Source organism: Microvirga sp. 3-52, from assembly GCF_018383585.1.
GTDB lineage: Bacteria > Pseudomonadota > Alphaproteobacteria > Rhizobiales > Beijerinckiaceae > Microvirga.
In genome coordinates this window covers 791-10,842 of record NZ_JAHAMK010000065.1, presented here as the reverse complement: position 1 = coordinate 10,842, position 10,052 = coordinate 791, and the positions used below count along the sequence as shown (strand labels likewise).

Sequence of the window (10,052 nt, the reverse complement as noted above, 5' to 3'; positions counted from 1 at the left end):
GGACGGCCCTGGCTGACTGGGCCCGGAACCTCTTGGTCAAGAAGCCGTTCAAGGTGGTCGCCGTCGCGCTGGCCAGCAAGATGGCCCGGATCGCCTGGGCGGTGATGGCCAGGAGCACGGCTTACGAGCCCGGGAGCACGGGAGCTGCCGCCTCGGCGGCGTAGACGACCAGTTCAGACGATCTGCCCGTAGGGCATCTTAGTTGGCACGGTGATGATGAGATGATGTGAAGCCAAAGCGGATATGGACCGCCGGACCTGGAGAACCCGTGGCGTTGTCTTGCGTCAGTCGAGCGCGATAACGTGAGAGGGACCAGATTCCAGCGCAAAACATCAGGGCCTGCGGTCATGCAGCACCGCGTTCAAAGGCCGGAGACATGACCGCACCCACCCCACTAGGCCTAAACGTCATCAGCAATCACATTGCCAAACGGGCGCCATCCAGACATGACAACACCGGCGGGATGCCGCAGCGGCCCGGCGGTTCTTCCGCAAGGCGTTGAAGCAACCGCACACGGCCAATCCGCGAACCATTACGGTCGACAAGAACGCGCATACCCCATTACGGCAAAGGCTATGAAGACGAACGGAGAACTGTGGCGCTTTGCCAAACTTCGGCAGGTAAAATTTCTAAATAACATTGTCGAGCAGGACCACCGGCGCATCAAGCGCCTGGTCAGGCTGGGATTAGGCTTCAAGAGCTTCACGTCCGCCTCCCGAACAATTGCGGGCTACGAGATCATGGCGATGATCCGCAAGGGATAGGTTGCGAGCGCACCCGCAAACGACATGAGGGCTCAGAGTACCTTCATTGCGGCTCTGTTCAGCGCTGCTGCCTGATCTCAAGCTTCACCCGGCCGCCCCTTGACCCACGGCAGGATTTGCAACGGAACCGCCACGTGCGCCTCGCCCTGATCATTCCATCCCGTCCCTGCCAACGCGTTCCCCACGTTCCAAAACTCGCCGCGGTGAAAGAAATGCAGTGGATCGGCACGCCCGAGCTACAGATCAAACGTCCCAGCCGACTCCGGTGAACGACGTGCTAAAGATGGCGCCCGCCTGTCACCTGCAGGTCGATGCCCGTGATGAAGCTTCCCGCTTCGGAGCAGAGCAGGAGGGCGGCTCCCGCGATCTCGCGTGCCTCGCCAGCCCGCTGCATGGGACAGGAGGTCCGCTGGATCTCCTCCCAGATCGTGGAATCGTCGCGGCGCCATTTGTTGCGTTCCGTCGCAACGAGACCCGGCGACAGGTTGTTGATGGTGATGCCGGAGATGGCATAGTCTTTAGCGAGGTTCATCGCGAGGTTGTGCTGCGCGCTCTTGAGCGCCGCATAGACCGTAAGCTCGGATTCAGGCTTGGTCTGGTTGATGCTTCCAATAGTGACGACGCGGCCCCAACCCGATTCCTTCATCAACGGGAGAGCCGCCTGCAGCAGCTTGATCGTCGCACGGAAATTGATCTGGATTTGACGCTCCACCTGCTCCTCCGGCATGTCCAGGAACGGCGTGCGGTACTGGATCGAGGCGCACACGACCAGGACGTCCAGCCCACCGAGATGCGCCGCCGCCCTGCGAACACAATCCTTCGCCTCGCCAGCTCGCTCGAAATCCGCCTCAAGCGCAACGCCACGACGATCTCTGGCTTCGACCTCCCGCACCAGTTCCTCAGCAGCATTCTCCTTTCCGAAGCTGATGTCCGCCGCCTTGGAATACTGGATCGCGACATCGGCTCCCGCCTCCGCGAAGGCGAGAGCGATCTCGCGGCCGATGCTCACGCTGCCACCGGTGACGAGCGCCCGCCGCCCTGCCATCGAGAAGCGTTGCGCGATCGATCGTTCATTCGATGAAGCGACGTCCAGTCCTAACATCAGTTTTTCCATTTCCGTTTGGGAGGATGCCTTACGGCTTCTTCACGGCCCTCTGGCTTGCGAGATTATGGATATGGACATGATCGCCCGGTGCGACCGGCTCCGTGAGGCGCCCAATGACCTCGCCGTATTTGCGCACAGGGCTTCCCACGGAGAGCGCACGAAGAGCGATCTTGTGCCCCATCGGCAAAGTCTGGCGGACCGTTAAAGACAGCGGGCCGTCAGAACCACTTACCTTGACGAAAGCGCCTGCTTCGACGCCAGCGATGAGCACGGCGACGTCGTCGGCGGGATCGAGGACGATGGCGCCCGTCTCCGATGGCTGCGTTCCGGTTTCCATCGCGAGGCTCACGCTTGGCTGAGCCGAACGGTGACGCCGGCCGCTTTCTCGCGCAGGCGGAGCAGAGACCCGACATCGTTCGTCCCAAGCCCATCGTCCAAAGCTTCCTGGAGCGCTGCGAGCGTTGCTGCCCCCACGGGAGCCTTCAGGCCGAGCCCTTCGTTCATGCTCATCGCTAGGCGGCAATCCTTGTGGGCGAGCTTCACCATGAATCCCGGCTCGAAATCGCCTTTCAGCGCCCGGTTATGCATGGCGATGGCGAGCTGGTTGTTCCAGGCCATGGTCGTCTTCAGCACGCTGATCATCGTGTCGAGCGTCAAACCCACCTTCACACCGGATACGAGCGCCTCGACACTGGCCTCCAGCAGAATACTCGCAAGCAGGTTGTTGATCAGCTTCATGGCCTGGCCGGCGCCGAGGTCGCCGCACCGGATCAGATCGCTGCCCATTAGGCCGAGGATCGGCCGCACGCGCTCGATCAAGCTCTCGTCACCCCCGATCATGAGGGTAAGCGTCCCTGCGACGGCGTGCTCGGCCGTCTTGCCGACCGGGCTGTCGATCATGCCGGCACCCTTTTCGCTCACCATCCGCCCGATCCGCTGCGTGGTGGCGGGATCGATGGTGCTCATGTCGATATAGACGCTGCCAGGGCGAAGCCCTTCGAGAATACCGTTCGGGCCGAGAACGGCGCGCTCGACGTCGGGCGCATCCGGCAACATGGTGACGACGGCGTCACATGCCTCCGCCACCTCCCTCGGGGAGCCGGCGGCTTTCGCTCCCTCCCCGGTCAGCTTTGCGACAGCCGCCTGATTGATATCGAGGACGACGAGTTCATGGCCGCCTTTGAGTACGTTCTGCGCCATCGGCCCACCCATCGTGCCGAGTCCGATAAATCCGACGGAGGTCATTCGTTCTTTCCTTTTTCTCAATGTAGTCTTTGGGGCAGTGGGAAAGCGATTGCCGCTCTCTTACGCGGGCGCCTTCCAGCTGTTCATCTGCCAGGCCGGCAGGCCGCGCAGATCCTTCGCCCCCTTCGCCGTAAAGTCTGACTCGGCGGGCAGCTTGCCCGTTGCCTCATAAGCCTTCTGAAGAATCGGGGCCGCCTTGCTGAAAGCCGACTTGACCTGATCGAAGGTGAGTGGCTTCGGAATGAGACGACCCTCGACCATGAAGTTCGAGATCTGCGTAATCGCGGCCGCGTCTCCTTCCGTCGGCCAGATCCAGCCGCGCTGGAACAGCACTTCGTCCTCGACGATCTTGGAACCCAGTTCGGGCGAGAGGCCCCAATATTTGGAAACCATCTCGGCGATGTCGCCGGGCTTCATCTTGCCGAGCGCGACGACGGCCCGCTGCAGAGCGATCAGGAAAGCTTGTCCGATTGCGGCATCCGCAGACAGGATCCGGTCGCTGCAGATCCAGAACGAGCGGTGGAGATAATAGCCATCGGGGAAGAAGGGCGATTTCTTCACCCCGGGCAGCAGGACCCCCGCACCCTCGCCCGCAGGCCCCTTGTAACCTGCTTCGGTGTAGCCGAACGAATTGACGATACCTTTCGTGCCGATTTCCGCATTGGCCTTGAGGAAGGCGGGATAGATGGCGATCGCGGCATCCATGCCGCTCGGCAGAGAGGCGGCCTGCGCCTGCGTCGGCGTGTTGACCACCTTGATGTCGAAAGCGCGCGGATCAGCGTTACCGAGCTCGTGGAGCAGCATCTGCGAAAGGGCGTTGTAGGGATCGCCGCCGACAAGGGCACCGACGGTCTTGCCTTTCAGATCCTCCATGTTGCGAATCGGCGAATCCGGCCGCGTGCAGAGCACCATGCGCAGGTGGCCCTCGCCGACGGTGAGAACATGGATGCCTTGGTTCTGCGACAGCAAGCGCACGATGGGCGTGTTGCCCCACATGCCGATGTCGAGATTGCCCGAGACGAAGGCCTCCACCATCGGAAGAGCCGAGGGATAGTCGCGCCAATCGACCGTCAGGTCATAGCCGAGCTCGGATGCGGCCTTCTCGAACAGCTTCTCGTTCATCATGTACTGGGTTACGGGGGAATTCCCCGCCGCATAGGGCTGGCGGCCGACGGATACCTTGGCGGCCCTTGCGCCCTGCGCGCGCACGATGGCGGGAGCGCAAAGTGTGCTTGCAGCTCCCAGCAGGAACCCGCGTCGGCCCAGTGTGATAGTCTTGCTAGTTGTCATTGTGTGGTCCTCCCTTACGCTCACAGTTCGTTACCGCATGGTTGCCCGATAGGCTTCTTCTCGGATCAGCTCCCAGATCGTCTGACTGAGTTCGGCAAAGCTCCGACTCTTGCGCGTCTCATCGTTGCGCGGCCGCGCCAGATCGACATCGACGATACGCTTGAGCCTGCCCGGATGGCTGCTCAGCACGACAACCCGGTCCGCCAGAAAGATCGCTTCGTCGATCGAATGCGTGATGTAGACCACCGTGCGCCGCTCGGAGGTCGGCTTGTCCTGCCCCCAGATGCGCAAGAGCTCGTCCTGCAGGATGATGCGCGTCTGCGCATCGAGGGCAGCCAGCGGCTCGTCCATCAGCAGGATCTTCGGCTCGTTGGCGACGAGGCGTGCCAGGGCCACCCTCTGCCGCATGCCGCCGGAGAGCTGATGCGGGTACTTGGTCTCGGACCCTTTTAGCCCAACAAGGTCGATCGCCCGCGTGACGCGGGCCTCCCGCTCCGCACGCGACAATCCATGTCCGGCAGGACCGTGGTCGAGGCCGAAGCCGATATTGCCGACGACAGTTTTCCAGGGGAACAGCGCATAATCCTGGAACATGACACCCCGTTCCGCGCCGGGGCCGGAAATGGCCTTCCCGTCCATCGTCATGGTGCCCGATGTCACGGGCTCCAGCCCCGCGAGCATGTTGAGCACCGTCGTCTTGCCGCATCCCGAAGGTCCGACGATGGCAAGGAACTCACCCGGCTGGATGTCGAGGGAGAGAGAGTCGACGGCCACGACCGCCGCGGGCGTTCCACCGAATTCCTTGCGCACATGCGCAAGCGTAATCTTCGGAGCGGGTTGTTGGGTCATAGGCGGCTCCAGGGAACTGCAGCATGAAGCGCTGCGCGAAGGATGCGGTCGAGGACGAGCGCGACGATCCCGACTGCGATCATGCACACCACGATGCCGTTGAGCTCGACGCTGTAGGCGTAGAAGATGAACATCATCTGGCCGATGCCGCCCTCGCCGCCTGCCTTCGCACCGACAGCCAGTTCGGCGGCAATGATCGCGGTCCAGGCCATGCCGAGGCCGATCCGCATTCCGACGAGGATTGCCGGCAGGGCCGCAGGCAGAAGCACGACCCACATGCGTGTCGCCGGCGGGACGCCCATCGTATAGGCCGCGCGCATGAGATTGTTATCGATCCGCTTCACGCCGGCGATGGTGTTGATCAGGATCGGGAAGAAGGCGGCATAGGCGACGATCACAATGGCCGCCATGCTGCCCGTCCCGAGCCACAGGATCACGAGCGGCAGAATGGCAATCGCCGCGACGGGCCTGAAGCTTTCGACGAGCGGATCGAGGTTCCGCTCGACGGTTCTGACGCTTCCCATCAGAATGCCGAGAGGAATCGCAATGGCGCAGGCCAGCATGAAGCCGGAGAAGACGCGGCCCAGGCTGGTGACGAGTGCCGTGACCAGATCGCCGCTGCCGATGAGCTTCATGGCCGATGCGAGCACTGCACTCGGGCGCGGTATTCTTGGCGAGCCGAACGCATCGGCGAAGAGCTGCCACAGAGCAATAAGGACAATCGGCGTCGCGAAACGGATGAGAAAGTGCTTCACCGCTTCTCCTCCGCATTTGCCCAGGGCATCAGAGCGGCGCTGAGAGAGCGCAGAGCCGCATCGCACAGAAATCCGAGCGTGCCGATGACAATGATGAAGGCCATCACGGAGGGCGTGTCGAGCATGCTGCGGTAATACTCGATCGCATAGCCGAGGCCGCTGGGAGCGCCGACGAGCTCCGCCGCCACCACCGCCGTCCACGAGGCGGCGACGGCCAGGCGCGCCGAGGTCATAATTGAGGGCAAGGCTGCGGGAAAGATAACGTGGCGCATCAGAGTCCCTTTCGGGATCCCCATCGTTCTCGCAGCAGAGATGAGCCTGCGGTCGACATTGCGGACTCCTGCCGCCGTGCCGAGCAGCAGCGGGAAAAAGGCGGTGTAGATCATGATGAAGATTGGCAATCCGTTGCCGATGCCGAACATGAACAGCGCCAGCGGGATCCAGGCGATGCCCGCGATGGGCCTCAGCAGCTCGACCGGCCACTCGAGCAGATCCTCGAGGAGACGGCTGGTGCCCATTGCTAGCCCGAGCGGTATGGCGATAAGAGAGGCGATCGAGACACTGACCAGCAGCCGCGTCAGGCTTACGGTGGCGTTGGCAACGAGCTCACCATCGTCGATGCGGTCGCGCAGGGCCGAGGCCACATCGAGCGGCGAGGGCAGCAGGATCTTGTTCGGCGTGAGCCAGGACATGGCGTACCACAGGAGGCAGAACAGTCCCATGGTGCGAAGATAGATCGTCCAGGCAGGCCAGTGTCGCGGAGCGGTGGAGTTTCCCATCAGTACGCCGCTGAAGGACGCCATCATCCCTGCGATCCTTTGTACCATTACAGGGATCCTCTAATGCGCGTCAGAACCTCCAGGCCTTCGCCGAGCACTTCGCCCCACGTGAGGGTACCGCAGGCGATGTCGACGATCTTCGCCATCAGGCGCTCGCCTTCGGCGTCGAGAGATTCGCCCCGCGATAGGACGGCGCTAGCGTCGAAATCTATTTGATGGATCAGGCGCTGCGCGGTTTCGGTCTGCGCTGTGATCTTGATGGTGGGAGCAAGCGCATTGACGAAGCTATTGCCAGGCCCCGTGGTGAACAGCATGAGCTGCGCACCGGCCGCGGCGAATCCGGTGAGGGATTCCGGCGAGAAGGACGGTCCGTCCATGAGGTAGAGACCGGGCTGGCGCGGCGCCTCTGCGATCGCGAGTACCCCGTCGATGGTGCGCGAACCTGACTTGATCACGGCGCCGAGTGCCTTCTCCTCGATGGTGCTCAGGCCGCCCTGGATGTTCTCTTCGCCCGGATTGTTCCAGGTCAGGCTTTGCCCCGATGCAGCCACCATGGATTCGCGCTGCCGCACAGCATTTATAATGACCTCGCCGACGATGGGCGTGCAGGCCCGGGATGCCAACCGGTGCTCGGCTCCGAGCCATTCCACGGTCTCTCCCAGGATCACCGTGGCGCCGCAGTCGACCAGGCGGTCCACCACCTTTCCCACGACCGGATTGCTGACGATGCCCGACGTCGCATCCGAATGGCCGCATTCGATCCCGAGGATCAGCTCCGCGATGTCGAACTCCTCCCGGCGCTGGAGCGATGTCTGCTGAACCAGCGTGGCAGCCTTCCGGATACCCTTGTCGAGCACGGCGAGCCGATCCTCGCCCGTCTCGGCGAAGGTCACTGTTTCGATGGGCTTGCCGGTTTCCGCGATGCGGTGCGCAATCAGCTCCGTCGTCTTCGCATCGACTCCGACCACGAGAACAGCAGCGATGTTGGGATTCCGGCCGAGACCGACCAGTTGGTCAATCTGGCAAGTCAGGTCCGGCTCGACATGGCCGCGCCCGGCCGTTGTCGCTACACAGATGCAGCCGCAAACCGCCGCCGCGATGCGTTCCGCCACCCGTACGGCGAGGCCATTGATGCCGAGCACTAGGACATAGTTCCGGATCCCGACCTGGCCATTGGCGCGGCGATAGCCCATGAGCCGCTCGTCTCCGGCCGCCGGAAGCTGGGGAGGTGGCGTCAGCATACACATTCCCTCAGAATTTTGATCAAGAGCTTGGCACTCAACTCCAGAACTCGCCTATTCTATCGCGGCGATGCGGCTCAACGTGCCTCCCTTTGATCAAAGAGGCAAGAGCACTTTGATCAAATATGGGCTAGTTTTTGCGGTGGTTGACTAATTCTGGCTTGTATGGGACGAAATTTGCTCAAATCCAGTTCAGGAGTGCGCATGTCACGCATACCGGACATTCAGCGCCTTCTCCGCGACGATATCATTTCGGGAAGCCTCCCCTTCGGCTCGCGGCTGCGGATCGATGAGCTCGCCACGCGGTATGGCGTGAGCCATATGCCGATCCGGGAGGCCCTGCGCGAACTCCATGGTGAAGGCCTCGTGGTGATTGAGCCCAATCGCGGCGCCCGGGTGCGCTCGATCGACCTGAGCTTCGTCGAGGACCTGTTCGATATCCGCAGCGCTATCGAGACGATGCTGGCGCGCCGGGCGGCCGAGCGGCGGACCGAGGAGCACTTACGCAAGCTGGTCGAGGCTCAGGACCTGTTCGAGACTTTTGTCGCCGCCAGCGACTTCGTTTCTGTTCCGAAAGTGAACCATCTCTTCCACGGCATCATCAACGAAGCCGCTGGCAATCCCGGTGCCCTTTCCCTCGTCGACCGGCACTGGCTGCTGGTTGCGGCCCTGTGGCAGCGCTACGGCTACACTCCGAAGCGATTCGAGAACGTGTCGGACGACCATCGACATCTCATCCGCGCAATCGAACGGCGAGATGCGTCCTCGGCGTCCATGCTGATGGGGGCCCATATCGAGAAGGCCAAGCATGACCTGCTCCAATGCATGGCTGTAGACCCGAACCTGAGAGGCGTCGTGCCGCTGAAGACCGCAAAACGGAGGAATCATGCCTAGCGGCACGCGGTTTGAGGTCGTGGCCGACAGCCGCGACATCCTCGGCGAATCCCCGACCTGGAGCGGGACGACCGGCTGTCTCTATTGGGTCGACCTTCGCCGTCCCTGCCTCCATCAGCTTCATGTCGCCAGTGGACGGAAAGCAACCTGGCCGATGCCGAAGGTGATCGGTGCTGTCGTCTCTCGGCAGAGCGGTGGTGTCGTCGTCGCATTGAAGGATGGGCTGCACGCCTTCGACCCGGATCGCTCGCGCCTCGTGCCCCTCGTCCAATTGGAATTCGACCTTCCGCACAATCGCCTGAACGAGGCGAAATGCGATGCTGCCGGAAGGATCTGGTGCGGCAGCATGTGGGATTACGGCCTCCATCCCACGGGCAGTCTCTATCGCGTCGACGGAGACCTATCCCTGACCAGGATTCGCGGCGACGTCTGTGTTGCGAACGCCATCTCGTTTTCGCCCGACAACCGCACAATCTATTTCGCGGATTCGCGAAAGGGACAGATCGAGCAGGCAGCCTTCGATATTCGCACCGGAAACGTCGGCCCCTGGTCGGTCCTCGTCGATGGCGACGCGGCGCCGGGTGTCCCGGATGGCGCGACCGTCGATGCGGAGGGTTTCATCTGGAATGCGCGCTACAAGGGCGGTTGCCTCGCCCGCTTCGCGCCGGACGGCCGCCTCGATCGTCTGATCGACTTGCCGGTGAGCCAACCAACCTCCTGCGCCTTCGGAGGCCCGGGCCTCCGCACCCTGTTCGTCACAACGGCAACCCAGAAGTTGTCGGAATCGGAGCTCCAATCGCAGCCCCTGGCTGGCAGCCTGCTCGCTCTCGATGTCTGCGTTGCAGGCCGGCTGGAGCCGGCCTTCGCCGGGTGACGCACAATTTTAGGCTATAAATATCTAGGATTGGGCGAAAGGTGTATCCTAAGACGCGTGGAGAACGACTATGGCCGAGCCTGTGCCAAGCTCAGTCGTCTTGTGGGACACCTTGAAGCTCTCAGCCAAACCCTTGTGGGCTCGAAGCGATATTCTGGTTGTCGCTGATGTGGAGGTTCAGAAATCTGGGCAAAAGGGTTCTGACAAATATCGCATCAATTTTGAGATAAACAGGCACCATGGCCTAGTGTCCCAC

Annotated in this window: 11 protein-coding genes and 1 pseudogene; 4 read left to right on the top strand and 8 right to left on the bottom strand. The window is 62.3% G+C overall.

Annotation, left to right across the window (positions count from 1 at the left end):
- Both KHP60_RS25390 and KHP60_RS25960 read left to right on the top strand, forming a co-directional pair.
- A pseudogene (locus tag KHP60_RS25390) lies at positions 1-164 on the top strand (IS110 family transposase); the annotation flags it as partial.
- A gap of 282 nt (positions 165-446) precedes the next feature.
- Complete coding sequence (locus KHP60_RS25960; protein WP_409366317.1) at positions 447-764, top strand: DDE-type integrase/transposase/recombinase; 318 nt, start codon at positions 447-449, stop codon at positions 762-764.
- Positions 765-1,041: 277 nt separating this feature from the next.
- Here KHP60_RS25960 and KHP60_RS24510 read toward each other — a convergent pair whose 3' ends face one another.
- The 8 genes from KHP60_RS24510 to KHP60_RS24475 are packed head-to-tail and all read right to left on the bottom strand — an operon-like array spanning position 1,042 to position 8,028.
- A complete protein-coding gene (locus tag KHP60_RS24510) occupies positions 1,042-1,866 on the bottom strand; it encodes an SDR family NAD(P)-dependent oxidoreductase (RefSeq protein WP_213566888.1) in 825 nt (274 codons plus the stop codon).
- 31 nt (positions 1,867-1,897) lie between these two features.
- Positions 1,898-2,206 (bottom strand): UxaA family hydrolase, encoded by a 309-nt coding sequence (locus KHP60_RS24505; RefSeq protein ID WP_213566887.1) that lies wholly within the window; start codon positions 2,204-2,206, stop codon positions 1,898-1,900.
- 8 nt (positions 2,207-2,214) lie between these two features.
- Positions 2,215-3,114 carry an NAD(P)-dependent oxidoreductase gene (locus KHP60_RS24500; protein ID WP_213566886.1) on the bottom strand — a complete coding sequence of 300 codons (900 nt, stop codon included), beginning with the start codon at positions 3,112-3,114 and terminating at the stop codon, positions 2,215-2,217.
- A 60-nt stretch (positions 3,115-3,174) separates the two neighbouring features.
- Positions 3,175-4,404, bottom strand: coding sequence for an ABC transporter substrate-binding protein (locus tag KHP60_RS24495; protein WP_213566885.1), 1,230 nt, complete (start codon positions 4,402-4,404; stop codon positions 3,175-3,177).
- A 30-nt stretch (positions 4,405-4,434) separates the two neighbouring features.
- Entirely contained in the window at positions 4,435-5,253 is an 819-nt protein-coding gene (locus tag KHP60_RS24490; RefSeq protein WP_213566884.1) for an ABC transporter ATP-binding protein, read from the bottom strand.
- Complete coding sequence (locus KHP60_RS24485) at positions 5,250-6,008, bottom strand: ABC transporter permease (RefSeq protein WP_213566883.1); 759 nt, start codon at positions 6,006-6,008, stop codon at positions 5,250-5,252. Before KHP60_RS24485 ends, KHP60_RS24490 begins: the two co-directional genes overlap by 4 nt.
- A complete protein-coding gene (locus KHP60_RS24480; protein WP_213566882.1) occupies positions 6,005-6,814 on the bottom strand; it encodes an ABC transporter permease in 810 nt (269 codons plus the stop codon). Before KHP60_RS24480 ends, KHP60_RS24485 begins: the two co-directional genes overlap by 4 nt.
- 20 nt (positions 6,815-6,834) lie before the next feature.
- Positions 6,835-8,028: a UxaA family hydrolase gene (locus tag KHP60_RS24475; RefSeq protein ID WP_213566881.1), complete on the bottom strand. Its 1,194-nt coding sequence runs from the start codon at positions 8,026-8,028 to the stop codon at positions 6,835-6,837.
- 204 nt (positions 8,029-8,232) lie between these two features.
- Between KHP60_RS24475 and KHP60_RS24470 the strand changes: the two genes are divergently transcribed.
- Positions 8,233-8,922 (top strand): GntR family transcriptional regulator, encoded by a 690-nt coding sequence (locus tag KHP60_RS24470; protein ID WP_213566880.1) that lies wholly within the window; start codon positions 8,233-8,235, stop codon positions 8,920-8,922.
- Positions 8,915-9,796: an SMP-30/gluconolactonase/LRE family protein gene (locus KHP60_RS24465; RefSeq protein WP_213566879.1), complete on the top strand. Its 882-nt coding sequence runs from the start codon at positions 8,915-8,917 to the stop codon at positions 9,794-9,796. Before KHP60_RS24470 ends, KHP60_RS24465 begins: the two co-directional genes overlap by 8 nt.
- The last annotated feature ends 256 nt before the right edge of the window (positions 9,797-10,052 follow it).

Excerpts from the sequence above, each read along its gene's own strand:
- KHP60_RS25960 (WP_409366317.1), top strand. The coding sequence starts at position 447 with ATGACAACACCGGCGGGATGCCGCAGCGGCCCGGCGGTTCTTCCGCAA.
- KHP60_RS24510 (WP_213566888.1), bottom strand. The coding sequence starts at position 1,866 with ATGTTAGGACTGGACGTCGCTTCATCGAATGAACGATCGATCGCGCAA.
- KHP60_RS24505 (WP_213566887.1), bottom strand. The coding sequence starts at position 2,206 with ATGGAAACCGGAACGCAGCCATCGGAGACGGGCGCCATCGTCCTCGAT.
- KHP60_RS24500 (WP_213566886.1), bottom strand. The coding sequence starts at position 3,114 with ATGACCTCCGTCGGATTTATCGGACTCGGCACGATGGGTGGGCCGATG.
- KHP60_RS24495 (WP_213566885.1), bottom strand. The coding sequence starts at position 4,404 with ATGACAACTAGCAAGACTATCACACTGGGCCGACGCGGGTTCCTGCTG.
- KHP60_RS24490 (WP_213566884.1), bottom strand. The coding sequence starts at position 5,253 with ATGACCCAACAACCCGCTCCGAAGATTACGCTTGCGCATGTGCGCAAG.
- KHP60_RS24480 (WP_213566882.1), bottom strand. The coding sequence starts at position 6,814 with ATGATGGCGTCCTTCAGCGGCGTACTGATGGGAAACTCCACCGCTCCG.
- KHP60_RS24475 (WP_213566881.1), bottom strand. The coding sequence starts at position 8,028 with ATGCTGACGCCACCTCCCCAGCTTCCGGCGGCCGGAGACGAGCGGCTC.
- KHP60_RS24470 (WP_213566880.1), top strand. The coding sequence starts at position 8,233 with ATGTCACGCATACCGGACATTCAGCGCCTTCTCCGCGACGATATCATT.
- KHP60_RS24465 (WP_213566879.1), top strand. The coding sequence starts at position 8,915 with ATGCCTAGCGGCACGCGGTTTGAGGTCGTGGCCGACAGCCGCGACATC.